This is a genomic window from Fusibacter sp. A1, assembly GCF_004125825.1.
Lineage (GTDB): Bacteria > Bacillota > Clostridia > Peptostreptococcales > Acidaminobacteraceae > QQWI01.
This window is the reverse complement of the sequence record NZ_QQWI01000005.1, coordinates 192103-218083: the sequence shown is the minus strand read 5'-3', so window position 1 is coordinate 218083 and position 25981 is coordinate 192103. Positions and strand designations below refer to the sequence as shown.

Here is a 25981-nt window from a genome sequence, read left to right as displayed (position 1 = left end):
GCAAACCTCTATTTTTCTTTTGCGCGTTCGATCAGCTCATGTAGCTTGCCCATCGCCTGCATCGGAGTCATAGCAGTGATATCAAGCTGCTTCAACTCCTGGGTCACTGGATCTTCTGTGAAGTCCATCATCGACAACTGTTCAGTCGCCACCTTGCTGCTCTTACTTTTCAAAACATCGATCTTTGGACTAGCGATATCGCTGGCCTCGAGCTCTGAAAGAATCGCCTTGGCCCTATGGATCACATGGTTCGGCACACCGGCAAGCTTCGCTACCTGAATACCGAAACTTTGGTTCGCGCCTCCACGTATGATCTTTCTTAAGAAGACGATCTGATCGCCTTCCTCTCTGACAGAGATACAGTAGTTCTTCACGCCGCCTATCTTACCTTCTAGTTCAGTCAGTTCATGATAATGCGTCGCGAATATCGTTTTCGCACCCATGGAGTTGGCGATAAACTCCACAACGGACCATGCGATGCTCAGCCCGTCGTAAGTAGAGGTTCCGCGGCCTATCTCATCTAGGATGATCAGGCTCTTATGGGTGGCGTTGTTTAAGATGTTCGCAAGTTCGTTCATCTCAACCATGAAGGTACTCTGTCCATGGAAGAGGTCATCCGAAGCGCCTACTCGAGTGAAGATGCGATCGACAACGCCGATAGTCGCACTATCCGCAGGGACAAAACAGCCGATCTGAGCCATTAGCGTGATCAGTGCGACCTGCCTTAGGTAAGTGGATTTACCCGCCATGTTGGGCCCTGTGATGATGTATACCATATCATCCGTCGTATCAAGGACCGTGTTGTTGGGAACGAACTGTTCTTCTGTGCCTATGCGTTCGACTACCGGATGTCTTCCACTTACTATCGACAGTTCCGGATCGCCGGTGAGTACGGGAGGAACGTAGTTGTTCTTCTCACTCACCTCAGCAAAACTGGTCAGCACATCGAGACTTGCGATGGTCTTTGCGATCTGTCTGATCCTATCGATCTCAAGTAGGACCAGTTCCCTAAGGCTGACAAATAGCTCATATTCCAATTTGTTGATCCGTTCCTCGGCACCAAGGATCTTATCCTCGATGGTCTTAAGCTCCGGCATGATATATCTTTCCGCATTCGCAAGCGTCTGTTTTCTAATGTAATCCTCGGGAGCGTTTTTCACTTGTCCCTTACTGATCTCTATGAAGTAGCCGAACACCTTATTGAATCCGATCTTCAGATTCTTAATGCCCGTTCTCTCGCGTTCTCTTTCTTCGACTTCAAGAAGCCACTGTTTTCCGTTTCGAATGGCATCCCTAAGCTCGTCAAGCGTCTCGTGATAACCGTCTTTAAAAATGCCCCCTTCCCTAAGCGAAAAGGGAGGTTCGTCGCATATCGCGTGGTCGAGCATGCCATGCACATCCTCAAGCACATCAAAGCCTTGTGTGATTTCACTCATGGCCTCTGATGCTTCATCCGAAATCAGATATTTGATGTCAGGAAGTACTGCAAGAGAGCTCTTAAGCGCCAGCATATCCCTAGCGTTCACCGAACCGAAAACCACTTTTGTCATCAGTCTTTCAAGGTCGTAGATCTCATCGAGATAGTGCCTCAAGTCCGCCCTGACAAGCAACTCGTCGTATAGGTACTTGACGATGTCCTGGCGTTTTACAATCTTTGCAATATCAAGTAAAGGTTCTTCGATCCACTGCTTTAAAAGTCGTGCGCCCATGGCCGTCTTTGTCTTGTCGAGTACCCAAAGAAGCGATCCTCGCTTATCCTTTTGTCTGATGGTTTCTGTCAGTTCCAAATTGACACGTGTATAGTTGTCAACAATCATATGGCTGCCCAGATGGTAATGCTCAAGCTGCTTGAAGTGGACCAGCTCCATCTTTTGTGTCTCTTCGATATAGGCAAGCAGACCGCCTGACGCCTTGATCAGTTCCTCCTCGTCCTGGATGCCAAGTCCGCTTAGGGAATGCAGCTGGTAAATTCTTTTAAGCATTTCTGTCGAAGCCTCGGTGGAGAAGAAGCGTTTGTCCTTTTTGGAAATCAAAACACCCATCTTATCGAACAGAGTGAGCAGTTTAGGAGCGTATTCAGCCTGATCCTCGAGGATTAGCTCTGATGGACTGATCCTGATGATATCGTCCATAAGCGCCTGTAGCTTGTCATAAAAGAAACTCGTGGTCTTAAGCTGACCTGTCGTCACATCGGCATAGGCAAGACCGTAATGGGTGCTGGTGACGACCACAGAAGCGATGTAATTGTTGGATTTTTCTTCTAACATTCCTGGATCTATTATCGTTCCCGGAGTGACAATTCTCACTACCTCACGCTTTACAATTCCTTTTGCGGTGGCGGGATCCTCCACCTGTTCGCATATGGCGACCTTATAGCCGCTACCCACAAGCTTTGACAGGTATCCGTCTAAGGCGTGATAAGGGATACCACACAGTGGAGCCTGCGAACCACCGCCAGCGTTTCGTTTGGTCAAGGTGATTTCCAGCACCCTGCTTGCAGTGACGGCATCCTCAAAGAACATCTCATAAAAGTCACCTAGTCTAAAAAACAGGATATAGTCCTGATAATCGTTTTTAATTTCGTGATACTGCGCCATCATCGGCGTTAACTTTGTCATGTATTCTACTTCCTTTACAATATGATGTAGGTCAACTTAAATTATACCACAAAACACATAATAAAAACTGGCACACCATGACAAACAAGCTTTGTAAAAGCCAGGTCCGGGCGTGCCAGTTGATTCCATCCTATACGCGTTCCCCGTAAAGAGAAAAGTTCTTGGGATCGGTGATCTTCACATGAACGAACTCACCAATCAGCGAAGGGTCTCCCTCAAAGTGGACTGTCCTGTTCGATCTGGTTCTTCCGATCAACCACCCCTGCGTTCTTGAATTGCCTTCAACAAGTACCTCGTCGATCACATCGAGCATGGAATTGTTGCTCTCGCTGATGATGTCGTTGAGTTCTTTGAGCATTCTTTCAAAACGGTCGTGTTTGGTCTGTTCATCGATCTGATCGGTCATCTTCGCAGCTGGAGTTCCTTCCCTAATCGAATAGATAAAGGTGAATGCCGACTCAAAGCGCACGTTTCTAATCAGATCGATCAGTTCCTTGACATCGTCTTCTGTCTCACCTGGGAAGCCGATGATGATGTCCGTTGACAGGCAGACACCGCTGATTCTTTCTCTGATCTTTTTGACAAGGTCCAAGTAGTCCTTACGGGTATACTTACGGTTCATTGCTAAAAGCAGGGCGTCGCTTCCCGCCTGAACAGGCAAGTGGATATACTCACAGAGGCTTTCAAGACTTGCGACAGCATCGATGACTTCATCGGATATGTCTTTGGGATGAGGGGTCATGAACCTGATTCTAAACTTACCTTCAATCGCATCAAGGTCGTGCAGCAAGTCAGCAAAGGAATAATCCGATTCGAGATCCTTACCATAGGAGTTCACGTTTTGACCTAAGATAGTGATTTCCTTCACTCCGCTTTCAATCAACTCTGAAGCTTCATGCAAGATGTCCTTTGGAAGCCTGCTTCGTTCTCTGCCTCTTGTGTATGGAACAATACAATAGGTGCAGAAGTTATTGCATCCGTACATGATGTTCAGATATGCCTTCAACTCTTTTTTTCTGACTACGGGGAGGCCTTCGACGATCGCCTTTTCGGATTCCCATACATCAACGAGCATCTGATCGGTTTCCATGGTTCTTTGAAGCAGTGAAGGGAACGTATGAAGATTGTGAGTTCCAAAGACAAGGTCGACATGTCGATACTTGGATTTGATCTCATTGACGATATGTTCTTGCTGCATCATGCACCCGCAAACTGCAATCTTCAGATTTGGATTCTTAACCTTCAGCGGCTTTAGGGATCCGATATTGCCAAAGACCTTCAGCTCCGCGTTTTCACGAACACAACAAGTATTATAGATGATCAATTCGGCATCCTTTTTATTCTCGGTGGGCTGGTATCCCATTTGAATGAGCATGGCGGCAAGCTTCTCCGAATCATGCTCGTTCATCTGACAGCCATAAGTCTTTATAAGATACTTGGGCTTGACCCCATGTACGCGTAAAAAATCATCTGTAACCTGACGTATCGCCTGAATATATAATTGATTTTCGATGACAACTTCTGTTGTCGTCTCATTTGCCGGCTTTCTTTCCATGAGGATTCCTTTCGAGTAAAAGAATAAAGGTAACGAGGTTTCTAGCTTTCTATTTTAACATTTACCCTCTGTAACTTCAAGTGAGCTTGCGGCTTAATCGTCATGAAGGATTTTCACCTGTTCAAAAAACTAATATTCTGACTATTGCTCAATCTGTTGACTTGGGACACGATCTTATAGTATCCTACCCCCATGAGGGAGGGTATAAAATGAAAAAAATCACACCTATGAAATGGACGTGGATATTGATGGTGGCGTTTTTAACGCTCGGAATTGTAGATTTTAGATTTGGCATATTAGGTGTAATTTGCATGACTGCTCCTCTATACCATGTGCTAAAAGGAGAAGGAAAGGTTCACTGCAGAAAATACTGTCCTAGGGGATCCTTACTTCAAAGAGCACTCGAGGGCATCAGCATAAATGGCGATATGCCCAAGTTCATGACGACAAGACACTTTAAAAACATCCTACTCGGATTGATGCTTACCGTATTTAGCGTCAGCATGACCCATGCCGCACCGGACTTTACAAAGATGGCCTTTGCAATGTTCCGGTTTATGAGCCTTTCGCTGATTATCGGAATACTCATGGGTATCTTTTTCAAGCCCAGAAGCTGGTGTGTCGTATGTCCCATGGGACACGGCGCCGGTCTGATCGACCGCGAATTGAAAAAGAAAGCGAATCAGCGTTTTCCTCAGGCGATGGAAACTGGCGGACGACTCACTAAAAAAGCAAGCTGATCTCTCAGCTTGCTTTTAGTGATGTTCTATGCATTACTTCTCTTTAAGGTTCCTATTCATCGTATCAAGCGTGTCCCCACACTGTTTGAGTGCCTCGCTAGTCAGGTTGGCGTAAAGCTGTCCTGAGAGCTCAGTGATGATCGTGACCAATTCGTCCTTATAGGCATAACCCTTTTCTGTTAGATGAATGTAGTGATATCGTCTGTCAAGCTCGCACCGTTCTTTACGAACCAAATCATATTTCATCAGCTTCTCAACGAGTTGAGTCACAGTCGACTTCGTTCTGCTGATCCCCAGTGCAAGATCCTTCATCGCCATCTTACCTTCATTGCGATAAAGCATTTCCAATATAAAACCATGGGTGATGACTAAGTCATCCAGGCCGATCGACCTCATCCTATGTACGGCTAATTTATTGACTTCATTGGTAATGTAGAACATATGTGATAAATGTTGTCCATCCATAATGGTACCCCCTGCTGCGTATTCTAGTGTATAGTTTTATATTTATCATCAGGTTATATAGTAACATATTAGCGAGAAAACATAAATCCAAAATCGAAATTGATTAATTTCTTTAATTACATAATCGTCAGAATCTTGCGACATCCGTTGATTTGTTATAGAATAAGGATGATGGTAATAAAGGGGGGCAATATGAGTTTTCACGAACGCTTACGTAGCTTAAGGCTATATAAAAAAATGACTTTGGACGAGCTGGCACAAGCGCTCGAAACCACTAAAACGACGCTATCCCGATATGAAAACAACAAAAGAGTTCCCGATGCGGACTTCATCATTAGGACAACAGCCTATTTCAAGGTATCCTCCGACTATCTCCTTGGCCTATCAAACAACCCTGCGACCGTTGTGGATCTGATCAGCTCTAAACGCCTGTCGGTCAGCGGCTTAACCACCGAACAGGTTGAAGAGGTAAAAGAATATATCAAGTCCCTTCAGCAGTCTAAAACGGAGAGTGTGTTTAGTATTAAATAGAACAAGAAAAAAGCAATCCTTTCGGATTGCTTTTGTTGTTTACTCAGTGCGCTGATAGAAGAACGTTTTTATAGCATGAAAATTGAATTTCTTTGGAACAATAATTTGCTCTGTGCTACCAACAAATAAGACTCCATTTTTAGAAAGTGCGCCATTGAACTTATGGTACATTTCTTCCTTAGCTTCCTCAGTGAAATAAATCATGACGTTTCTGCAAACAATCAGATCACAATTGTCAGGATAACGATCCGACAAGAGGTTCATTTGCTTGAACTCAACACATTTCTTAATTTCATCATTGATTCTGTACGCAGGACCTATTTTAGTAAAATACTTGTCAAGAAAGGCCTTGGGTACTCCAGCAACGGATTTTTCTGTATACACTCCGGCTTTTGCCTTGTCAATTGCTTCGATATCAATATCTGCGGCGATAATCTTGATGTCTTTTAAAGGCATAAAATTACTAAGCACCATCACTAACGTGTATGGTTCCTCACCTGTAGAGCAGGCGGCACTCCAGATTTTGAGCGAGCGCTTACCTTCCATCAACATCGGAAGAATCTCATCTTTCAAAAGCTCCCATTGATTGGGGTTTCGATAAAACTCACTGACATTGATTGTAAGATAATTGACAAATTCATCAAAAACTTTTTTGTTATGACTCATTGTATTGAAATAGTCCTCGTAATCCGATTGACCGTTTCGTTTAATCAACGAATCTATACGTCTTTTCATTTGTCTTTCTTTATAAAGAGAAAGGTCTATACCGGTTTTCCGGTAGACCTTATCTTTAAACCCTTCGTATCCGTGCATAAGCACTCTCCTATACTAGGCTTCTTCTGTAGTTTCAGCAGTCTCAAAAAGAGATTTTCTTGAAAGTTTGATTTTCTTATCAACAGTGTCGATTTCAAGTACTTCAAACTCGTAAGATTCGTTTTCCTTAAGAACATCTGATGGTTTTTCTATACGCTCAACAGCGATTTGAGAAATATGAACAAGACCTTCAACACCTGGCTCAAGCTCTACAAATGCACCGAAATCAGTTGTATTTACTACACGACCGATATGCTTAGATCCAACTTGATATTTTTCTTCAGCAATATCCCATGGGTTCGGGTTAGTTTGCTTGATAGAAAGAGATATTTTTTCAGTATCAGAATCTACATTAAGAACTTTTACTTTTACAGTATCGTTCACTTTTAAGTACTCAGCAGGCGATTTAATACGGCCATAAGTGATCTCTGTAACGTGTACAAGACCATCAAATCCACCGATATCAACGAACGCGCCAAAGTTAGCAAGACGTTTTACAGTACCTTCAACAATTTGACCTGCTTCAACAGTACTGAAGAATTCAGATTTCTTGCTTGCTTGCTCAGTTTTTAAAAGTTCTTTTCTACTGAATACAGCACGCTTTTTGCGCTTATCGTATTCAATTACTTTTACTTCAACAGTCTCGTTAATGTACTTGTTCAAGTCATTTTCAAAACGTAATGAAATGTGTGATGCTGGAATAAATCCTCTTACATTTTTGTAGTAAGCGATTACTCCACCTTTAACTACTTGTTTGATGACTACTGGGATTACAGAACCAGATTCGAAAACTGGCTCAAGATCTCTAAAGTCTTGGTCCATAGCCAAACGTTTGATTGACAATAGGACATTTCCATCACCGTTGTCAGTTTTAAGAACGTAAACATCTAGTTCTTGACCTTCGTGGAAAGTCGCTAGAAGATCTACGTCTCCTTGATTAGAGACTTCCTCTTGTGGGATGATGCCGTCCGCTTTGTAGCCTACGTTGACTACGACTTCTCTTGCTGATACCATAACGACTTTACCTTCGATAACGTCGCCACGTCTCGGAGCTTTGAAGCCCGCTTCAAAAGCATCCAACATCTCTTGCATCAAGTTATTGTTTTCCATTAAATACTACCTCGCCTTCACATTTTAGTTTATGGATAACTTCATTAATAATCCAATCAGGAGTAGAAGCACCCGCAACTATTCCTATCTTATCATATTTTCTAAAGAAATTCACATTAATTTCACTACTTTCTTCAATATGTTTCGTAAATACATTACTTTCTCGTGCAATTTCATACAATTTCTGGGTATTGGAGCTGTTTTTGCCTCCTACCACGATAATACAGTCCATCTTTAGGGAAAGTTCTCTAACTTCATCCTGACGTTGCTTGGTTGCAGAACAGATGGTATTGAACAAAATACAATCCTCTGATTCCGCTTTGATGATACTTGTAAGCTTAACCCACTTCTGTGTATCGAAGGTCGTTTGAGCGACAACGCATAGGGGTTTAGACTTTAAATCGTAGCTTTGTAGATCTTCCTCAGTATTGATGATATAGGCATCCTGTTCACACCAGCCATTGATTCCGATGATTTCGGGATGTTCCCTATCGCCGAGTATGACAATCTGATACTTCTTTTCATGATATTCCTTAACGATGGAATGGACCTTCTTCACAAAGACACAAGTCGCATCGACCACGTCAAGACCGTGCTTCTCAGCTTCACTATAGAAGGCTTCCGGTACGCCATGGGATCTGACGATGACCGTTCCTGAAGTGATCCCATCGATTGAATCGATGACAGTCGCCCCATTCGCTTCTAGGCGCTCCACAACTTGTCGATTGTGGATCAACGGTCCATATGTATAGATCGGATGTGTATAGTCTTCAGATTCGGTGATTTCGATAGCCGTATTGACAGCTTTTCTGACACCAAAGCAGAAACCACCGTATTTTGCGATATGGATTTGCATAGTTACTTCCTAACTTCATTGACAATAAAGTCAACGACCTCATCGATTGTCATGCTTGTCGTATCAACATGTATCGCATCTTCGGCTGCCTTAAGTGGCGATATCTCACGGTTTGTATCCTTATAGTCTCTTAACTCTATGTCGGATTTGATTGCCTCATAATCGACCTTCTCTCCCTTGTGGAGCTGTTCGTCGTATCTTCTTCGGGCACGTTCCTCGACACTAGCTGTGATAAAAAACTTGTATGGGGCATTGGGCAACACGACGGTACCGATATCTCTTCCATCCATGACGATGGGTTGCGAAGCCGCGATGGATTGCTGCATCTTTACAAGGTATGTTCTAACACTACCAATGCTCGCAATCGCAGACACGTTTCTACTCGTCTCTTCAGTGCGTATCGGAACAGACACATCGAGTCCATTGACGAATATCTTGTCGCCGTCAAGATCGATTTTGAGCTGAGCGAGACTTTCTGTTACAGCCGACCCGTCAGTGACGTCAATCTTATTTGAAAGGCAGTAATAGGTGATCGCCCTATACATGGCTCCTGTGTCCAGGTAAGTAATACCCAATTTTGAAGCGATCAACTTTGCCAGTGTGCTTTTTCCTGAACCGGATGGTCCGTCAAGTGTGATTTGCAACATGTAAGACTCCTTAAATTTTGTATGACTCCAATTATCATTATACCTATTTAGAGCATAGTGTAAACAAAAAGCTGCAATAAAAAGACTAAGGACGTGATCCTTAGTCTTAAGTTAAAGCACATAAAAAATTATCTTTTGGTATAGATATCATTCTGTTCCCAGATTTCCTCAAGCAGATCGAACTTTGCTTTAAGCTGGTCCCTCTCTCCCACCGTCAAAGCGATAATCAGCGAGTTGACTACACTCATAGGAGCTACAAGCGAATCGATGAATGTAGTCATGTTGTACTTCGCAGTCAAGGCATACTTCACATGGGGTACAAGCGGTGCCATCAAGCTGTCGGTGATGCCGATGATATTCGCATTCTGCTTTTTAGCGAACTGGACCACCTCAAAAGTTCTTCTTGAATATCTAGGAAACGAGAATACGACAAGAACGTCGTTCTCATTGATGTTAATGAGCTCATCAAATGAGTCATTCGCACCCGAAGGCATCAAATGCACATCGTCCATGATGAAATTTAAATAGAAGGCAAAGTATTCAGCAAGTATCTTTGAACTTCTCAGCCCGAGAATATAGACCTTACGAGAAGTCTTTATCGTCGATACCACACGCTTGACAAGTTCTGAATCAAGCTCGTCAATCGTTTTTCTTATATTGTCTATATCGGAATTCATCACACGTTTGATGATGTTTTCTTCCGAATTCAAATCCTTTGAGAGTTCAAATCGTTGAACCGTAGTCAGTTTAGTCTTAATCGATTCCTGTAAGGCTTTCTGTAATTTAGGATAGCCTCCATAACCGAGAACATTTGCGAATCGTACCACAGTGGATTCACTGACTCCAACCGTGTTCCCCAGATTTGATGCAGTCATGAAAGCAACTTTATCATAATTTTCAAAAATGTAATCTGCAATTAATTTTTGCCCTTTACTCAGCTTCTTGTACTTTCCTTGAATCCGGTTTAAAAGATCACGGTATTCTTCACTCATTGAATACTCCTTATTATACTATGCCAATTCAGCTAACTTATAGCCCTCTTCGAGCGCACGACGATTTAAATCCTCAGTGCCTTTAGGTACTCTTGCCAGAACAGCCTTTTCAAGATTTTCTCTTGATACCACTTTTGTAAGTTCAGTGATCAGTCCGATCGCAACAATGTTTGCGACGATGGATTTACCTAATACTTCAGCAGCGGTTCTTAGAATAGGCGCTCTTACAATCTTACTTACTTTAAGATTTGATGGTATTTCGACTGTCTCATCGACAATCAGTATACCCTTTTCTCTGATATCTGTCACGTATTTGTCGCTTGCGATTTGAGTGAGCGCAAGTAGGATATCCGGCTGCTCAACTTTAGGAAAATCGATTGCCTCTGTGCTGATAAGTACTTCAGCCTTAGATGCGCCACCACGTGCTTCAGGACCATAACTTTGTGTCTGGATAGCGTTGTTTCCATCAAGCAATGCGGCTTCTGCAAAGATGATGCCGGCAAGGATCAAGCCTTGACCACCCGAACCTGTTAATCTCATTTCTCTTAAAGACATTTATTTCACCCCACTCAATCGGTCTACAATTTTGTGATATTCTTCTGTATACTCAGGTTTTTGAACGTTCTTGAATTCACCCATCAAGAGTTTTCCGACTCTTTTCTCTTCTGGTAGCTTATCTGCGACCTTGATGTCGATAAAGGTGTCTTTCAACCATTTCATCATTTGAGGTGCATCACCTTTTTTGTTCTTACGGCCGTAGTATGTCGGACAAACGCTGATCGCTTCAACAAGTGAGAAACCTTTGTGCTCAAGAGCGTTTTTAATGATCGTAGTCATCTGGTTCATATGGAACGCAGTTGTTCTAGCGGTGTATGTCGCACCGGCAGCACCTGCAAGATTTGCGATATCAAACGGTGCGTCGATGTTACCATGTGGAGCAGTCGTGCCGAACTCGTTTGTAGGCGTTGTAGGCGAGTACTGTCCACCTGTCATTCCGTAAGTGTTGTTATTGAAAACGATCGTTGTGATATCGATGTTTCTTCTTGAAGCATGGATCAAGTGGTTACCGCCGATTGCCGAGGCATCTCCATCACCAGAGATTACAATAACTTTCAAGTGAGGTTTAGCGAGTTTTACACCTGTCGCAAACGCAAGGGCTCTTCCGTGCGTCGTATGAAGCGTGTTGAAATCCATGTATCCCGGTGCTCTTGATGAACAGCCGATACCCGAAACTACGACAACGTCATTCTTATCCCATCCAAGCTCTGCGATTGCCTTGACGATTGAATGCATGATCACACCATGTCCGCAACCTGGGCACCAGATATGTGGTAAACGATCTTTTCTAAAATACTGATCTACAAGCTGATTGTTATCCATTATAGAACCTCCTCGACCTTTTTGATGATATCAATAGGAGTAACCACTTCACCGTTGGCTTTGCCGATGTGGTGAACTTTAGTTCTTCCTTCCACGACGCGTTGAACTTCAAGTACGAGCTGACCAAGATTCATCTCGGCAACAACGATGTTTTTCACGCGTTTTGATAATTCCACTACTTGCTTTTCAGGGAAAGGCCAGATAGTGATCGGTCTGAACATGCCGACTTTATGTCCGGCGGCTCTTAGTTTGTTGACAGCACTTCTTGCACTTCTTGCAGTAGAACCATAGGATAAGACCACTGTTTCAGCATCTTCCAAAAGGTACTCTTCAAAAGTGATGATTTCATCTGTATTGTTTGAAATCTTACTCATTAAGTGATCAAGCATCACACCTGCATTTTTTGTAGAGTTAGAAGGGAATCCTGTCTCGTCGTGGAATAGGCCTGTGATATGGTATCTGTGACCCTCTCCGAATCCAGCCATTCTGCCGACTATCTCACCATCATTGACTCCATATGGCAAATAGTTCTGATCGTCAGTTTCAGGACGTAATCGGTCGTAGATCTCGATCTCACCTGGTTCTGGTATTTCTATGCTTTCGCGCATATGGCCAACCACTTCATCTGTAAGAAGAATGACAGGCATACGGTATTTTTCAGCTAAATTGAATGCTCTTACTGTCTCGTAGAATGTTTCCTTAACAGAGGATGGACAAATCGCAATTACAGGGTGATCACCGTGTGTTCCCCACATCGCTTGCATCACATCACCTTGAGCAGGAGCAGTTGGAAGACCTGTTGACGGACCACCACGTTGTACGTTTACTATAACTAGAGGCACTTCTGCGATCGCAGCATAGCCGATATTTTCTTGTTTAAGTGAGAAACCAGGACCGCTTGTAGCAGTCATTGACTTAAGACCAGCGATAGAACCGCCAATAGCAGTAGCGATACCTGCGATCTCATCTTCCATTTGAATGAATTTTCCACCGACATAAGGAAGTTTTTGAGCAGAAATCTCAGCGATTTCTGTTGATGGAGTGATCGGATATCCTGCATAGAATTTCATACCGGCATATAGCGCGCCTTCTACACAAGCCTCGTTACCTTGCATTAACTTGATTTTTCTTGAGCTCATTATGCCTTACCTCCTAAGAAAATCGCAAAATCCGGGCAACGCTGTTCACATTGACCACATTTGATACAGTCTTCAGGTCTTGCCATATAAATTTTGTCTTTATCGTCGAGTGCGAGACACTGTTTCGGGCAAAATGCTACACATATGCCACAACCTTTACACCAGTCTCTTTTAAGCTTAACTTCGATTAAATCACGATCTACAGCCAAGGTGACTCCTCCTTATATTGAACCTCAAAATAAACTCTTATTTGTGAAAACGTTTCCCGTTTAATAATTTAAGAAAGCTCTTGGCTTTCTATGCGGGTTTGACCTAAGGCGAACAAGTAGTTAACTCAATCGCTTTTGTCATTAAAATGATAACACATTCACAATATTATGCAAGATAAAATTCATTATTTGAAGAAATAGTAATGTTTTCTGCAATTTTCTTTGCATACAGTCCACTCACATAGCAGCATAACTGAGTAATGGTATACAAAAAGACACCTTAGGGTGTCTAAAGTGTCTTCAGTCTCTTGGTATTCTGATCGTGAATATAGGTCGACCAATCAGGTTTAATGTTCACAAGTGTTGCAAAACCTTGCTTTAGCCGTTTAAAATCCGTATTGGCGTCCAAAGAAACATCGACAGGATCCCCGTCGAGGGCGATCCACTTGATACCGGCTCTTATTTCAACATCCGCCTTTTCCTCATACCTGACATCTGCAGAGGATGTCTGTATCAAGTCGAACTCCGATCTGTCTTCAGGATAGTTGATATTGTAAAAGAAAACCTGATCACCGAATCCGATACTTCCGATAAACGCTGCAAAGTGCTCAGCTGCAGGAGTAAAATCAGGCTCAGGAACTCTTTTTGAGTTCACAAGGGAAACAGCAATCGCATTATAGTTGAAGCGGTGGGCTTCATGCGCAGCGGCAAAGGTACCCGAATAGACGACTTCTGTGCCGATATTCCCTCCATTGTTCATTCCTGAAATGACAAGATCTATGCTTACATCCTTATAGATCGACAACAGCGCAAGCTTGGTGCAGTCGGCAGGTGTGCCCCCGATACGGTATCCCTTGACGATACCATCGATTTGGTCTTCGTCGATCCTCATATGCCTGTTGATCGTGATCGCATGTCCCATGGCGCTCATACCGACATCCGGCGCACATACATATAGGTTGTGCTCGTTCTTTAGCGCTTCGACAATCGCCTTCAGTCCAGGAGCGTCAAAACCGTCATCGTTTGTCAGTAGTATGTTCATTCCAAAGCTTCCCTTCGTTTTTCTTTTCAATTAAATAGGTAAAAGGCGGATGGTTCACCTGATTGATAAATTGGTAATGCAGGATGTCGGCTACCTTCTGATCCACTTGCGGAATCCGTTGAGCGAGCAGCCTTGCCTCCTCTAGTCCGTTTTGATGACCTGGATAGACCGTCACCATGAGTAGACCCCCGACTTTGAGAAGTTTGAACGCACTCTCCATTGCACTGACCGTACTCCTGGCTGTTGTCGTGATGTCCTTATTATAGGAAGGCAGATAGCCAAGATTGAATACGGCAAAATCAATTGCTTCTTTAATATGGTTTTCGATATGCTCATGTGAGTCGCACAAAAGCTCGTAGTTTTCATACCCCTGGCTACTCAACCTAGTTTCTGAATAGTTGATCGCTTCCTGCTGGACGTCAAAGCCGTATAATCTGCCCGAAGACCCGATTTTTTCTAGCAGGCTAAGGGCGTCGCTGCCTTTTCCGAGTGTCGCATCTAGAACGATCATCCCCTCTTTTATAAACTCATTGATGAACAAGCGGTTCATCTGAGTGGCGTTTCCTAATTTTTTCACTTCATCAGCTACTTTCTCTTACTCTTACACGCGGTATCGAAAAACTCAGGCAGCTTAGCTACATGCGTAAACGACGCATCCTTTTCAAGTGCTTGTTCCGGACTAGAAATCTCTAAAGAAACAGGATCAAATCCAACGTGTTCGAGGAACGATACGGGTGCGGCCTCAGATGAAGCGTATACCTTGGTGATCCCCCTCTGCTCCATATTATTCAGCAGTGCTTTTATCAGTCCATCTCCATACTGCTTTGCGCGTACATCTTTATCTATAAGCAAGGCTTTTAGTTCGGCCGTCTCATCATCGGTCATCTTGTAGGTCGCATATCCGCAGACCTTATTGTCGATAACAAGAATAGTCGCATTGTGCATCATCGTCATAAACGGTTGAACCGCCATACCGTTAGCCATAAGCAATTGATCTACACCGTCAAAATCGGCTTGTTTCATTATTTTATAAAGTATCATTGATTTAACCACTCCTTCTTCTATGTCAACGCTTTTAGTATACGGAGTAGGAGTACACATGTCAAATGTAAATTATTCATGAAAATAGGACTCAAACTATTGACTTTGAAGGAATTGATGATATATTTATATAGTCATTTATTGCGTGTTTTACAGCCTGCAATAAGCTAATAATGGATTGGAATCACATCTAGTGATTATCGAGGAGGTTCAAAATGGATTTATGGTATAGTGAAGCGCACACCGACGATGTTAAAATATCGCTTAGAGTTGATAAACACCTATTTTCAGATCAAAGTCTATTTCAAAAGGTTGATGTACTGAAGACATTTGAGTACGGAAACCTTATGACACTTGACGGTCTTGTTATGGTAACTGAAAAAGACGAATTTGTTTACCACGACATGATTGTTCATCCAGCAATGGCTATTCATCCAAATCCTAAGCGCGTGCTTGTAATCGGCGGTGGAGATGGCGGAACGGTAAGAGAACTTGTCAGATACCCGGGCATAGAACATATCGACATGGTAGAAATCGACAAGATGGTATGCGATGTGGCTAAAGAGTACTTCCCTTCTATCTCAAGTGCGCTTACGCATGAAAAAGTACATCTATATTATGAAGACGGCGTAAAATGGATGGAAGACAAAGTCGACCATTACGACATCATCCTGATCGACTCAACAGATCCTGTGGGTCCTGGCGAGGGCCTCTTCACAACAGAATTCTATAACAATTGCTATAGAGCCTTGACTGCTGACGGTATTCTAGTCAATCAGAACGAAACACCTATCTACGAAAAGTTCTTCGAAGTCGGTATCAGCTCAAATATCAAATTAAATAAGATGTTCCCGATCGTTGAAGTGTACCAGGCGGTTATCCCTACTTATCCAGGTGGTTACTGGTTGTTCAACTTCGCATCTAAAAAACATCACCCCTTAAAGGACTTTAACGCTTCCACATGGGATCAACATGGCCTTAAGACAAAATACTACAATACAGAGTTGCACAAAGGCGCATTCGCGCTTCCAAGTTATGTGAAGGAGAAATTTGAAAATGGAACTGTTTAATCAGTATCAGTTCATCGGTTGTGATTCCGATTACGAGTCTTCTGAAATAGTTCTTTTCGGAGCCCCATTCGACGGCACAAGCTCCTACCGAGCAGGTTCAAGATTCGCACCTAGTAAGATCCGATTCGATTCATATGGTCTTGAAACCTATAGCCCGTACAGCGAAAGAGATCTTCAAGATTATAGAATCCACGATGCCGGTGATTTGGAGTTCCCTTTTGGTAACAAGGAAGAAGTCTTAAGACAAATCGAAACCTTCTCTACTCAACTAATCGAAGCGGATAAGATTCCTGTCATGATCGGTGGAGAACACCTTGTCTCATTGGGTCTTGCAAAGGTACTAGCAAAGAAATATCCAGATCTTCACGTGCTTCATTTTGACGCTCATACGGATTTAAGAACAGATTATATGGGAGAACCGCTTTCTCATGCGACTGTGATCAGAAAGATCTATGACATCTTAGGCGATGGACGCATCTTCCAGTTCGGAATACGCTCTGGCACAAAAACAGAATTTGATTTTGCCGCAAGCGGAAAACATGTGTATATGAACAAGTTCAATACGGAAACCCTCGCTGAGATTTCTAAAAAACTGCTTGGAAAGCCTGTTTATATCACAATCGACCTTGATATCCTAGATCCATCCATCTTCCCTGGAACAGGCACGCCTGAACCAGGTGGCATCTCTTTTAATGAAATGCTGGATGCGATACTCGAGTTCATCCCGCTAAACGTGGTCGGGGCAGACATTGTCGAGCTATCACCGGATTACGATGCGACAGGTGTAAGTACCGCAGTCGCTTCAAAATTGATTCGCGAAGTCATGCTTGCGATCAAATAGACAGAACAAGCAAAAAAGCTGTTGTCGGATTCAACTCCGACAACAGCTTTTTTAGTATCTAAATTTATAGTAGCAATTTCATAGCGCATAGTACCTATGTAGCACATTGACAGCTGCATCCGCTTGATCAAGATGAACAAGACACGCTACTGTCGAACTCGTCTCAACCGCTTGAAGAATCTCAATGTCCTCGTTTGACAAGGCTCGCAAAACGGATTTTGAAACGCTTGGCACATACCTCATATTGGCGCCTATCGCAGTTACCTTTGAAAGTCTTTGCGTCAATTCGTACTTTAGCTCCAGATGGTCAAGTACTTTTCTAGCCAGGTCATACTGTTTTGCGTGGATGACAAACAATCTTCTGTTCGTGAAGAAATTGATCATATCGACATCTACGCCTGCGGATTCAAGTCCGCTCATCATCTTTTCATTGATCGATATATCCCTGTTTTCAGGATACACACTAACCATCACCATATCGCTTTTTGAAGTGATCGCTGTGAACACAGGCCCCTTATCGATAAACTTGCCTGTGATATCATAGACCATATCTTTGATGACCGTACCCGCTTCCTCCGAAAAGGTATTTTTGATGACAAGGGCTTTACCAGCCTTCATGGCAAATTCAACCGCTTTATGATCGACAACCTTCGCTCCGTCCACAGCCATTTGGTAGACCTCGGAATGCGAGATCTCCTTAAGCACCTTGGCTTCTTTTACCACACGGGGGTCAGCGGTCATCACTCCGTCCACATCCGTAAAGATCTCGATGGACTCGGCATCAAATGCCACGCCTAAGATCGAAGCCGTATAGTCGCTACCGCCTCTTCCGAGTGTCGTTATGAATCCGTCTTGGCTCATTCCCTGGAATCCAGTCACGACAAGCACATCGTAGTCACAAAGAAGGGCGTTCACCCTCTCCTTGTCCACTTTTAAGACATTGGCGTCACCGTGATGGCTATCTGTGACAATGCCTGCCTGAAACCCCATTAGAGGCAAAGAACGTATCTTGGCCACATTCAGCAAAGAAGTGATCACCGCACTCGAAATCGTTTCACCGCAGCTCTGCAAAAGGTCCCTTTCAGGTGCGTTTTCCGGTACATCGCTTGGCAATAAGCCAAGTAACGAATCCGTCGCATAGGGCTGGCCTAAGCGTCCCATTGCAGAAACCACTGCAATCACCTTATAACCATTCTGTACATTCTGTCTGATCTTATCTACTAGAATAGTACGCGAAGCATCGGTTGCTACCGATGTTCCACCAAACTTCATCACCTTGATCTTCAATCCGATAAATCCCCCTATGATCCAGTGGAGCCGAATCCGCCTGCTCCACGAGCCGTGTCTTCAAGGGATTCAACAGACTCCCATTCCGCACGGGTATATTCTGTGATGACAAGCTGAGCGATGCGCTCGCCTGGGTTTAAAACAAACTCATCTTGAGAAAGATTTACAAGTGGAACTTTGACTTCCCCCCGATAATCGCTGTCTATTGTACCTACAGCATTAATCAGTGTGATACCCTTTTTAATCGACAGACCTGATCTTGCACGAACTTGTCCTTCATATCCGATCGGAATTTCCATGAACAGTCCTGTCGGTACCAGCATGCGTTCAAAGGGTTTGATGATGATCGGCTCATCGATATTCGCCTTTAAATCCATTCCGGCGGATCCAACTGTCTCATACTGAGGCAAATCGAACTTTGAATGATTGACTACTCTAATTTTTTTCATTTGACCCCCCTAATAGTGATGTGAACTTCTCGTATACGGCCTTCACATCATTTTCTTCCAGCCTACCCGCCATCGTCATCGCGACAGGACTTGAAATCACCTGATCGATCAGTCTGTGAACCTGCTCCAAAGTGATGGAGCTGATACTTTCGATGATCGCATCCATCGTCTGAAGCGGCGCATCGTAAATCGCACGTTTTCCTAAAATGTTCATAATGCTCGAGCTACCTTCGAGTCCAAGAATATAAGACCCCTTCAGCTGATTCTTTATGCTGATCAGAATTTCCTCTGTCACACCCTGCTTCAAATCAAGTAATTCTTCCACAATCAGAGGTATGATCTCCTCCTCGTTTTGAGGTTGGTAACTCAGATAGATGGATAGGTTTCCAGCGTGTTTGAAATAGGTCGGATGAGAATAGATGGAATAAGTCAGCCCGTTATCCTCTCTGATACGCTGAAACAACTTGGAACTGGATGTTCCTCCAAAATAATTGGAAAGTAAAAGCATCGCATAAAAGTCTTCCGAGTCAAATTTCACCCCTTCAAAACCTATGCAGAGGTGGTTTTGCTCAATATCCTTATGCGCGAACTTATATCCGGCTGCAATCGTCGGCGAGCCTAGTTCCACGACGTGATCACCCACTGGGTAGGACTTGAAGTATTCCTCCAAGAGCTCCAGCAGATTTTCAGGTAGGTAGCCTGCCACAGCGATCACCGTATTGCCAGACACATAAAAATCGTCCATGTAGTTTCTAATGTCCTCGACACTGATTTTAGACACTGTTTCAGGATAGCCCAAAATAGGTAGCCCAAGGGGATGGTCAGGATATGCGAGCTCGGCAAAAAGATCGTATACCACATCTTCAGGCGAATCCTCATACATGGCGATTTCTTCTTTGACTACGTTGATCTCCTTCTGAAGTTCCTTTTCATCAAATTTTGAATGAAGAAGCATATCCGACAGGATATCGATTGCGATTGGGGCGTCCTCATGAAGCACTTTGGCATAGTATGCCGTACAATCCTTTGAGGTGAATGCGTTGATCGAACCGCCAATGCCGTCGATTGTTTCTGCAATTTCCTTGGCGCTTCTCTTATCGGTTCCCTTAAAAAGCATATGTTCGATCAAATGAGATATCCCCACTTGCTCTTTTGTTTCAAAATTTGATCCGGCCTTAATCCATACGCCGATAGACAATGAGCGCACTGCGTCCATATGCCTTGATATTACTGTGATTCCGTTAGATAATTTTTTTACATTAAACATATAATCACCATATAATAAGATGGATATGACTCTTACGTCATATCCATCGTGTTTTAACTTAACTGTAGTTTACTTTTCGTCTTGCAAAAGAACTTTTCTAGAAAGGTTGATACGTCCTTGCTTATCGATTTCGATAATCTTGACTTGAATCTCATCACCAATTTTGAATTTGTCTTCCACATTGGCAAGACGATCTTTTGTAAGTTGAGAAATGTGTACTAAACCTTCTTTGCCGTTACCAAGATCGGCAAATGCGCCAAACTTCATAATTCTAGAAATTTTAGCTGTATAAACTTCACCAACTTCAACGTCTTTTGTAATTCCAACAATCATGTCTTTAGCACGTTGACCACTTGGACCATCAGGAGCAGTGATAAGTACAAGTCCTGTATCGTCGATATCGATCTTAACGCCAGTCTCATCAATGATTTTATTGATGATTTTACCACCCGGTCCGATAACATCTCTGATCTTGTCTGGTTTAATTCTTAAGCTGTGAACTCTTGGAGCGTAATCTGACATCTCAGCTCTAGGAGCATCGATAACCTTAGCCATCTCAGCAAGGATATGAAGTCTACCCACTCTAGCCTGTTCCATCGCTCTTACAAGGATATCACGAGATAATCCTTCAATTTTGATATCCATCTGCATTGCAGTGATACCTTCTGTCGTACCGGCAACCTTGAAGTCCATATCGCCTAGGAAGTCCTCGACACCTTGAATATCACTTAGGATAGTAAGTTCGCCTTTTTCCTCGACCATGCCCATTGCGATACCGGCAACTGGTGCAGAAATAGGAACACCTGCGTCCATAAGTGAAAGTGAAGAACCACAGATACTTGCTTGAGAACTTGAACCATTACAAGTTACAACTTCTGATACAAGTCTGATTGCGTATGGGAACGCCTCTTCAGTTGGAAGTACAGGAACAAGTGCACGTTCGCCTAAAGCACCGTGACCGATTGCGCGTCTGTTAGGACCACGCATGAAGCCTGTCTCACCTACTGAGTATGGTGGAAAATTGTAATGGTGCATATAACGCTTCGTTTCTTCAAGACCAAGACCATCAATACGTTGAGCTTCACCAAGTGCGCCCAGTGTAGTGATTGTAAGTGCTTGAGTTAGTCCACGAGTAAATAGTCCAGATCCGTGAGTTCTAGGAATAAGTCCTGTCTCAACAGTAATCGGTCTGATCTCATCAGGTTTTCTACCGTCCGGTCTGACTTTCTCATTAAGGATCATCGCACGCATCACACGTTTTTCAAGTCCTTTAAGCAGACCTTTAAGTCGATCCGCGTCCTCTGGATATTTTTCAGATAGTTCAGCGACGATCTCCTCTTTTAAGGCGTCAATCGCATAACCACGTTCCTTTTTGCCAGGGATACGAACTAGTTCATTCATTCTGCCTGCAAATGACTCGATATCAGCATCAAGTGCCTCATTCGTCGGAAGTGCAGGTACTACGCTTTTTTCTTTACCGATTTGAGCTTGAATGTCAGAAACAAAAGCACAAAGGCGTTTGATTTCATCATGACCTTTAAGTAGGGCTTCAAGAACCACTGCCTCAGGTAAAATGTTTGCTCCGGCTTCAACCATGTTGATGGCATCATCCGTACCAGCGACGATCAAATGAAGATCAGACGCTTCTGTTTGAACAACTGTAGGGTTGATCACATACTCGCCGTTCACATAACCGACTGTAACACCTGCGATAGGACCATCAAATGGAATATCGGAGATAGATAAAGCGATAGATGCGCCTAGCATTGCAACCATATCCGGTGAATTGTCCTGTTCTACAGAAAGTACTTGAGCGATTACTTGTACTTCGTTAAAGTAACCGTCTGGGAACAATGGACGAATCGGTCTGTCGATAAGTCTTGATGTAAGGACCGCTTTTTCCGATGGACGGCCTTCACGTTTGATGAAGCCACCTGGAATCTTACCGACCGCATATTGCTTTTCTTCAAAATCGACACTTAGCGGGAAGAAGTCGATTCCTGTTTTTGGCTTTGCAGACGCTGTAACAGCGACTAGAACCATCGTGTCACCGTAGCTGATCAGACATGATCCGCTAGCAAGTGTCGCAACTTTGCCGATCTCCACTTTTAGTGGACGATCTGCGATTTCTGTTTCAAAAATATGAATTTTTCTTTCTAAACCTTCCATCATTACCTCCTGAAAGTTCAGTCAGTTTCTTAGAATTTATCCTACTTGGACTAGCTCAAAAGATCTTGCTCTTGAACCACAACAAGTAGGACAAATAACAATAAATCCTAAGAAATCTGAGCAATTTTACCTACATATAGCATACTAGAAAACCCTTGTCAAATCAAGCATTTTCAGGCATTTAAAAAAGAACGGGATAACCCGTTCTTCTCCAATTACTTTCTTAAGCCAAGTCTCGCGATAAGTTCTCTATAGCGAACGATGTCTTTGTTTTTAAGGTAGCCTAGAAGATTTTTTCTATGACCTACCATTTTCAAAAGACCTCTTCTTGAGTGGTGATCTTTGTGGTGATCTTTCAAGTGCTCAGTAAGTTCAGCGATTCTGTTTGTCAAGATAGCTACTTGAACTTCTGGAGAACCAGTGTCGCCTTCTTTAATACCAAACTCTTTGATGATTGCTTCTTTTTTTTCTTTTGTAATCATTGTAATTCCTCCTTAGATTTTCTGCGCTAATGCCAAGTATAAAGTCGGAGTGTCTAAATACTGAGCACTAGTTGACTTATGAATTATACATCAATTCAACTGATTTGTAAATGGCTTATCGCTCAAAAAACCGCATAGCCTCTTGCACGTCCTTCGCAATCCAGTCCTTCAACTCCTCGACAGAGCCAAACTTGAGTTCATCCCTGATCCTGTTTCGAAATACGACCTTGATGCTTTTATGGTAGAGTACCTCGTCAAAGTCGAAAATGAATGTTTCAAGATTAAAGTCCTCTTGCTCGAAAGTAGGATTGAAGCCGACATTGGTGACGCTTTGATACATCCTGCCGTCGACGATGGTTTCAGTCACATAAACACCTGATTTTATCAGTGTCATGTTGGGACTGATCTTGAGATTCGCAGTCGGATATCCGATCGTTCTACCGAGTTGTTTTCCTGGATGAACCACACCAGATACATAGTGGTGGCGTCCAAGAAGTTCATTCGCAAGCTCGATGTCGCCGTTTCTAAGCGCTTCCCTTATACGTGTCGAACTGACCACATCGGAATGGTCGACAACCGCACTGACCACCTTGCACTCAAAATCATACGCCTCTTGTTGTTCAAGCAGCCACTGGGCCGTACCCTCTGCCTTCAATCCGAACCTGAAATTATAGCCCACCGTGAGCGACTTCATGTTCAGGGATTTAAGCAGGTATTCTAAAAACGCTTCACGACTCATGCCTTGCACTTTGGAGTTGAACGGCACGATAACGAGCACGTCCACACCTAGTTGCTCAAACAGTTCGATTTTATCGTCGATACACAAGATACGTTCTTCCTGATACAAGCCCTTATTGAAATGCCTTGGGAGATTTGAAAATGTAAACACAACGGATTGAAGGTTTTTCTCAGACGCCATCCTTACAGTATGGTTGATTACCGCCTGATGTCCTATATGAAGACCGTCGAATGTTCCTAGTGCGACAGCGCTGCCCTCTTTGAGTTCCATGTGTTCCAGGTGTTTAAGAACCTTCATCATACACCTCCGCAGTCGTTTTTTAAAGATTCGTTCATGCTAAAAAGCTGTGTCATCGCAATCGTGCCGTCTTTTGCCGTCGCAATTCCAATCAGTTCATTATCATACATGACCTTGATAGTCGTGCCAGGTTCAACTTTCTTTTTGGCAAACCGCATCAACTCGACCTTTACACCGTTGAGCAGATGTTTTGCGTGCAACCTATCCACTTCAATGACGTCAAATCCTTCAAAGATGATATCAAGCGGTATCAGACGGCTTTCGATGGACTGCGGCTCAAGGTCCTCGAGCTTACATGCATGCTCCATCGTAAACGGACCGCTAGAAAGTCTAATCAGCGAACTCATTGTGCCAAGCGTGTTAAGCTTTTTCGCCATATCCACGCAAAGTGTGCGGATATAGGTGCCACGCGAGCAAACTGCCGTGTAGCTTACGTAGGGATGCTCGTAGACGATATCCTCAATGGAATGAATCGTAATCTTTCTAGGCGCCCTCTCTACGACCATTCCCTGCCTTGCAAGATCGTAGAGTCGCTTACCATCTTTCTTCAAGGCGGAGTACATCGGCGGTATCTGTTCCTGTTCTCCTACAAAAGAGAGAACAGCTTCTTCGACTGCAGATGCAGACAATTCCGGACAGTCTTTTTCATCAAGAACCGTTCCCCATACATCCTCGGTATCTGTGGATGTGCCAAGTAAGAAAGTCGCCCGGTAGGTTTTCGTCTCATTATCCATAAACCCGATGGTTTTTGTAGCCTTGCCGATTGCCAAAGGAAGAATTCCTGTGACATTGGGATCTAAGGTTCCGGTATGGCCGATCTTTGTATTTTTAGGCAGCATCCTCTTCACTTGTCCTACCACTCTGGCAGAAGTGATGCCTGCCGGCTTGTCGATTACTAAAAATCCGTTCATAGGATGACCTTTTCAACTACTTCATTTACAACAGTATCAATCGCCAGCTGCAATGAGCCTTTGACAGAAAAGCCGGCCGCATTCTTATGTCCGCCACCGCCAAAGGATTGGGCGACACTTGAAACATCGACAGCTCCGATAGAACGCATACTTATCTTAATCTCTGAATCGTTTATTTCCTTTAAAAGCACTACCATCTCAACGCCTCTGATATCCCTGATCTTTTCGACCAGACCATCCGTCTCGAGCATATTTGCCGCATGAGCCTTGAGAAGCGCTTGCGAGACCACCGCCACAGCGACTTTGCCGTTTTGATAGAAAGCAAGGTCCTGCATGCATACGGCATGTAGCTGTATCTTACTTTGCGGTTCGTTGTGATAGAGCGACCTTGATATCTTTTCCGTGTCGATGCCGACTTCAAGTAAATCGGCTACAATCCTGTGGGTCGTAGCAGTAGTGTTCTGATATTTGAAGCTGCCCGTGTCTGTCACAATTGCAACGTAAAGCGCTTCAGCAATCTCACTAGTCAGCGTGACTCCCCAGGCATGAAGTAGACCAAAGATGATCTCACCCGTCGCAGAGGCAGCGGTATCCACCAGCGTAAGGTCGCCAAAGTAGGTATTGGTCTGATGATGGTCTATGTTCCAAAGTTTGGCGGTATCTGCAAAGAACTGCCTTTCTCTGAGTCTTTCGTTATCGCTCATATCCACAGAAATACAAAGGTCAAACGTCAGACCTGTGTTCTTTGCCTCATTGACTGAAGTGATGTGTCCGTCCGATATGCATTTGATCTCATCGGGTATCTGGTCGTCAATGATGATATAAGCCTTGTGACCTAATTGTTTCAGGCCTAAAAAAAGCGCCACAGACGACCCGATGGTATCACCATCGGGCATAGTATGCGGCAGGATTGCAATTGCATTGAATTTATTCAGAATCGTCTTGTTTTTTATCATTTATTTCATCCTCTGAATCAGAATGTCCTTTTGATACTTCTGTGATTAACTGAGCCATTCTGACACTTTGAGCGATCGAATCGTCCAACTTGAAGATCGGTTCAGGTGTCGCTCTAAGTTTCACTTCCTTACCGATTGCTTTTCTAACGAATCCTTTAGCGCTGTTGAGCCCTTTGATGGTCTCAAGCGCCTTTTCAGGTCCGTCAAGCACGCTGATATAGATATTTACAAATCGTAAGTCATTTGTAGTTTCCACATGAGTGATGCTTGTCAGACTAGAAATTCTTGGATCCTTGATTTCAAAACGGATAAGGTGACTGACTACTTTTTTGATCTCTTCTGATATTCTTAACGTACGTTCGAATTTCATAATAG

28 protein-coding genes are annotated in these 25981 nt (G+C 43.5%); 4 read left to right on the top strand and 24 right to left on the bottom strand.

All coding sequences use genetic code 11. The annotated features are described in order from the left end of the window. Window positions 1–8: 8 nt before the first annotated feature. Window positions 9–2618: a DNA mismatch repair protein MutS gene (gene mutS / locus DWB64_RS08635; RefSeq protein ID WP_129487823.1), complete on the bottom strand. Its 2610-nt coding sequence runs from the start codon at window positions 2616–2618 to the stop codon at window positions 9–11. A 130-nt stretch (window positions 2619–2748) separates the two neighbouring features. After that, window positions 2749–4173: a tRNA (N6-isopentenyl adenosine(37)-C2)-methylthiotransferase MiaB gene (miaB, locus tag DWB64_RS08630; protein WP_129487822.1), complete on the bottom strand. Its 1425-nt coding sequence runs from the start codon at window positions 4171–4173 to the stop codon at window positions 2749–2751. Between the two features lie 209 nt (window positions 4174–4382). On the opposite strand from miaB, the gene DWB64_RS08625 reads away from it, so the two are divergent. After that, entirely contained in the window at window positions 4383–4913 is a 531-nt protein-coding gene (locus DWB64_RS08625; protein WP_129487821.1) for a 4Fe-4S ferredoxin, read from the top strand. 33 nt (window positions 4914–4946) lie between these two features. On the opposite strand, the gene DWB64_RS08620 is transcribed toward DWB64_RS08625, so the two are convergent. After that, on the bottom strand, window positions 4947–5378 hold the full coding sequence (locus DWB64_RS08620) for a MarR family winged helix-turn-helix transcriptional regulator (protein ID WP_129487820.1): 432 nt from the start codon (window positions 5376–5378) through the stop codon (window positions 4947–4949). 192 nt (window positions 5379–5570) lie between these two features. On the opposite strand from DWB64_RS08620, the gene DWB64_RS08615 reads away from it, so the two are divergent. Beyond that, entirely contained in the window at window positions 5571–5909 is a 339-nt protein-coding gene (locus tag DWB64_RS08615; protein WP_164980319.1) for a helix-turn-helix domain-containing protein, read from the top strand. Window positions 5910–5948: 39 nt separating this feature from the next. On the opposite strand, the gene DWB64_RS08610 is transcribed toward DWB64_RS08615, so the two are convergent. From DWB64_RS08610 to DWB64_RS08555, 12 genes are all read right to left on the bottom strand, one after another. Further along, a complete protein-coding gene (locus DWB64_RS08610; protein ID WP_129487818.1) occupies window positions 5949–6722 on the bottom strand; it encodes a protein-glutamate O-methyltransferase CheR in 774 nt (257 codons plus the stop codon). 15 nt (window positions 6723–6737) lie between these two features. Further along, window positions 6738–7832: a 30S ribosomal protein S1 gene (rpsA, locus tag DWB64_RS08605; RefSeq protein ID WP_129487817.1), complete on the bottom strand. Its 1095-nt coding sequence runs from the start codon at window positions 7830–7832 to the stop codon at window positions 6738–6740. After that, window positions 7819–8688, bottom strand: a complete 870-nt coding sequence (ispH, locus tag DWB64_RS08600; protein ID WP_129487816.1) for a 4-hydroxy-3-methylbut-2-enyl diphosphate reductase — start codon at window positions 8686–8688, stop codon at window positions 7819–7821. The genes rpsA and ispH overlap by 14 nt, the downstream gene beginning before the upstream one ends. Window positions 8689–8690: 2 nt before the next feature. Further along, on the bottom strand, window positions 8691–9335 hold the full coding sequence (gene cmk / locus DWB64_RS08595) for a (d)CMP kinase (RefSeq protein WP_129487815.1): 645 nt from the start codon (window positions 9333–9335) through the stop codon (window positions 8691–8693). A 128-nt stretch (window positions 9336–9463) separates the two neighbouring features. Then, window positions 9464–10327 carry a MurR/RpiR family transcriptional regulator gene (locus DWB64_RS08590; protein WP_129487814.1) on the bottom strand — a complete coding sequence of 288 codons (864 nt, stop codon included), beginning with the start codon at window positions 10325–10327 and terminating at the stop codon, window positions 9464–9466. An 18-nt stretch (window positions 10328–10345) separates the two neighbouring features. Next, window positions 10346–10882 (bottom strand): 2-oxoacid:acceptor oxidoreductase family protein, encoded by a 537-nt coding sequence (locus DWB64_RS08585; RefSeq protein ID WP_129487813.1) that lies wholly within the window; start codon window positions 10880–10882, stop codon window positions 10346–10348. Then, window positions 10883–11707: a thiamine pyrophosphate-dependent enzyme gene (locus tag DWB64_RS08580; RefSeq protein ID WP_129487812.1), complete on the bottom strand. Its 825-nt coding sequence runs from the start codon at window positions 11705–11707 to the stop codon at window positions 10883–10885. Further along, complete coding sequence (locus DWB64_RS08575) at window positions 11707–12846, bottom strand: 2-oxoacid:acceptor oxidoreductase subunit alpha (RefSeq protein WP_129487811.1); 1140 nt, start codon at window positions 12844–12846, stop codon at window positions 11707–11709. The genes DWB64_RS08580 and DWB64_RS08575 overlap by 1 nt, the downstream gene beginning before the upstream one ends. Next, window positions 12846–13055, bottom strand: coding sequence for a ferredoxin family protein (locus DWB64_RS08570; RefSeq protein WP_206736658.1), 210 nt, complete (start codon window positions 13053–13055; stop codon window positions 12846–12848). Before DWB64_RS08570 ends, DWB64_RS08575 begins: the two co-directional genes overlap by 1 nt. A 289-nt stretch (window positions 13056–13344) precedes the next feature. Next, window positions 13345–14097 carry a 5'/3'-nucleotidase SurE gene (gene surE / locus DWB64_RS08565; protein WP_129487810.1) on the bottom strand — a complete coding sequence of 251 codons (753 nt, stop codon included), beginning with the start codon at window positions 14095–14097 and terminating at the stop codon, window positions 13345–13347. After that, complete coding sequence (locus DWB64_RS08560; protein ID WP_129487809.1) at window positions 14072–14674, bottom strand: class I SAM-dependent methyltransferase; 603 nt, start codon at window positions 14672–14674, stop codon at window positions 14072–14074. The genes surE and DWB64_RS08560 overlap by 26 nt, the downstream gene beginning before the upstream one ends. Before the next feature lie 8 nt (window positions 14675–14682). Further along, window positions 14683–15138, bottom strand: coding sequence for a GNAT family N-acetyltransferase (locus DWB64_RS08555; protein ID WP_164980318.1), 456 nt, complete (start codon window positions 15136–15138; stop codon window positions 14683–14685). Between the two features lie 215 nt (window positions 15139–15353). On the opposite strand from DWB64_RS08555, the gene speE reads away from it, so the two are divergent. Both speE and speB read left to right on the top strand, forming a co-directional pair. Next, complete coding sequence (gene speE / locus DWB64_RS08550; RefSeq protein WP_129487807.1) at window positions 15354–16208, top strand: polyamine aminopropyltransferase; 855 nt, start codon at window positions 15354–15356, stop codon at window positions 16206–16208. Then, window positions 16195–17049 carry an agmatinase gene (speB, locus tag DWB64_RS08545; RefSeq protein WP_129487806.1) on the top strand — a complete coding sequence of 285 codons (855 nt, stop codon included), beginning with the start codon at window positions 16195–16197 and terminating at the stop codon, window positions 17047–17049. The genes speE and speB overlap by 14 nt, the downstream gene beginning before the upstream one ends. 78 nt (window positions 17050–17127) lie before the next feature. Here speB and DWB64_RS08540 read toward each other — a convergent pair whose 3' ends face one another. From DWB64_RS08540 to rbfA, 9 genes are all read right to left on the bottom strand, one after another. Continuing rightward, window positions 17128–18336, bottom strand: a complete 1209-nt coding sequence (locus DWB64_RS08540; RefSeq protein ID WP_129487805.1) for an aspartate kinase — start codon at window positions 18334–18336, stop codon at window positions 17128–17130. A gap of 14 nt (window positions 18337–18350) precedes the next feature. After that, complete coding sequence (dut, locus tag DWB64_RS08535) at window positions 18351–18785, bottom strand: dUTP diphosphatase (RefSeq protein ID WP_129487804.1); 435 nt, start codon at window positions 18783–18785, stop codon at window positions 18351–18353. Continuing rightward, entirely contained in the window at window positions 18772–20052 is a 1281-nt protein-coding gene (locus DWB64_RS08530) for a pitrilysin family protein (protein ID WP_129487803.1), read from the bottom strand. The genes dut and DWB64_RS08530 overlap by 14 nt, the downstream gene beginning before the upstream one ends. Window positions 20053–20121: 69 nt before the next feature. Next, window positions 20122–22221: a polyribonucleotide nucleotidyltransferase gene (gene pnp, locus DWB64_RS08525; protein ID WP_129487802.1), complete on the bottom strand. Its 2100-nt coding sequence runs from the start codon at window positions 22219–22221 to the stop codon at window positions 20122–20124. 215 nt (window positions 22222–22436) lie between these two features. Then, a complete protein-coding gene (rpsO, locus tag DWB64_RS08520; RefSeq protein WP_129487801.1) occupies window positions 22437–22703 on the bottom strand; it encodes a 30S ribosomal protein S15 in 267 nt (88 codons plus the stop codon). 115 nt (window positions 22704–22818) lie between these two features. After that, window positions 22819–23739, bottom strand: a complete 921-nt coding sequence (locus DWB64_RS08515; RefSeq protein WP_164980317.1) for a bifunctional riboflavin kinase/FAD synthetase — start codon at window positions 23737–23739, stop codon at window positions 22819–22821. Then, window positions 23739–24650, bottom strand: a complete 912-nt coding sequence (gene truB / locus DWB64_RS08510; RefSeq protein ID WP_129487799.1) for a tRNA pseudouridine(55) synthase TruB — start codon at window positions 24648–24650, stop codon at window positions 23739–23741. The genes DWB64_RS08515 and truB overlap by 1 nt, the downstream gene beginning before the upstream one ends. After that, window positions 24647–25606, bottom strand: a complete 960-nt coding sequence (locus DWB64_RS08505; protein WP_129487798.1) for a bifunctional oligoribonuclease/PAP phosphatase NrnA — start codon at window positions 25604–25606, stop codon at window positions 24647–24649. Before DWB64_RS08505 ends, truB begins: the two co-directional genes overlap by 4 nt. Then, complete coding sequence (gene rbfA, locus DWB64_RS08500; RefSeq protein ID WP_129487797.1) at window positions 25578–25976, bottom strand: 30S ribosome-binding factor RbfA; 399 nt, start codon at window positions 25974–25976, stop codon at window positions 25578–25580. Before rbfA ends, DWB64_RS08505 begins: the two co-directional genes overlap by 29 nt. Between the last annotated feature and the right edge of the window lie 5 nt (window positions 25977–25981).

What these genes read in the sequence shown, in the direction of transcription:
- DWB64_RS08625 (WP_129487821.1), top strand. Translation starts at nt 4,383, where the DNA reads ATGAAAAAAATCACACCTATGAAATGGACGTGGATATTGATGGTGGCG.
- DWB64_RS08555 (WP_164980318.1), bottom strand. Translation starts at nt 15,138, where the DNA reads ATGATACTTTATAAAATAATGAAACAAGCCGATTTTGACGGTGTAGAT.
- DWB64_RS08515 (WP_164980317.1), bottom strand. Translation starts at nt 23,739, where the DNA reads ATGAAGGTTCTTAAACACCTGGAACACATGGAACTCAAAGAGGGCAGC.
- ispH (WP_129487816.1), bottom strand. Translation starts at nt 8,688, where the DNA reads ATGCAAATCCATATCGCAAAATACGGTGGTTTCTGCTTTGGTGTCAGA.
- rpsA (WP_129487817.1), bottom strand. Translation starts at nt 7,832, where the DNA reads ATGGAAAACAATAACTTGATGCAAGAGATGTTGGATGCTTTTGAAGCG.
- DWB64_RS08580 (WP_129487812.1), bottom strand. Translation starts at nt 11,707, where the DNA reads ATGGATAACAATCAGCTTGTAGATCAGTATTTTAGAAAAGATCGTTTA.
- DWB64_RS08590 (WP_129487814.1), bottom strand. Translation starts at nt 10,327, where the DNA reads ATGAGTGAAGAATACCGTGATCTTTTAAACCGGATTCAAGGAAAGTAC.
- cmk (WP_129487815.1), bottom strand. Translation starts at nt 9,335, where the DNA reads ATGTTGCAAATCACACTTGACGGACCATCCGGTTCAGGAAAAAGCACA.
- DWB64_RS08575 (WP_129487811.1), bottom strand. Translation starts at nt 12,846, where the DNA reads ATGAGCTCAAGAAAAATCAAGTTAATGCAAGGTAACGAGGCTTGTGTA.
- rpsO (WP_129487801.1), bottom strand. Translation starts at nt 22,703, where the DNA reads ATGATTACAAAAGAAAAAAAAGAAGCAATCATCAAAGAGTTTGGTATT.
- DWB64_RS08585 (WP_129487813.1), bottom strand. Translation starts at nt 10,882, where the DNA reads ATGTCTTTAAGAGAAATGAGATTAACAGGTTCGGGTGGTCAAGGCTTG.
- mutS (WP_129487823.1), bottom strand. Translation starts at nt 2,618, where the DNA reads ATGACAAAGTTAACGCCGATGATGGCGCAGTATCACGAAATTAAAAAC.
- DWB64_RS08615 (WP_164980319.1), top strand. Translation starts at nt 5,571, where the DNA reads ATGAGTTTTCACGAACGCTTACGTAGCTTAAGGCTATATAAAAAAATG.
- pnp (WP_129487802.1), bottom strand. Translation starts at nt 22,221, where the DNA reads ATGGAAGGTTTAGAAAGAAAAATTCATATTTTTGAAACAGAAATCGCA.
- speE (WP_129487807.1), top strand. Translation starts at nt 15,354, where the DNA reads ATGGATTTATGGTATAGTGAAGCGCACACCGACGATGTTAAAATATCG.
- DWB64_RS08505 (WP_129487798.1), bottom strand. Translation starts at nt 25,606, where the DNA reads ATGATAAAAAACAAGACGATTCTGAATAAATTCAATGCAATTGCAATC.
- rbfA (WP_129487797.1), bottom strand. Translation starts at nt 25,976, where the DNA reads ATGAAATTCGAACGTACGTTAAGAATATCAGAAGAGATCAAAAAAGTA.
- DWB64_RS08530 (WP_129487803.1), bottom strand. Translation starts at nt 20,052, where the DNA reads ATGTTTAATGTAAAAAAATTATCTAACGGAATCACAGTAATATCAAGG.
- DWB64_RS08610 (WP_129487818.1), bottom strand. Translation starts at nt 6,722, where the DNA reads ATGCACGGATACGAAGGGTTTAAAGATAAGGTCTACCGGAAAACCGGT.
- speB (WP_129487806.1), top strand. Translation starts at nt 16,195, where the DNA reads ATGGAACTGTTTAATCAGTATCAGTTCATCGGTTGTGATTCCGATTAC.
- DWB64_RS08620 (WP_129487820.1), bottom strand. Translation starts at nt 5,378, where the DNA reads ATGGATGGACAACATTTATCACATATGTTCTACATTACCAATGAAGTC.
- truB (WP_129487799.1), bottom strand. Translation starts at nt 24,650, where the DNA reads ATGAACGGATTTTTAGTAATCGACAAGCCGGCAGGCATCACTTCTGCC.
- surE (WP_129487810.1), bottom strand. Translation starts at nt 14,097, where the DNA reads ATGAACATACTACTGACAAACGATGACGGTTTTGACGCTCCTGGACTG.
- dut (WP_129487804.1), bottom strand. Translation starts at nt 18,785, where the DNA reads ATGAAAAAAATTAGAGTAGTCAATCATTCAAAGTTCGATTTGCCTCAG.
- miaB (WP_129487822.1), bottom strand. Translation starts at nt 4,173, where the DNA reads ATGGAAAGAAAGCCGGCAAATGAGACGACAACAGAAGTTGTCATCGAA.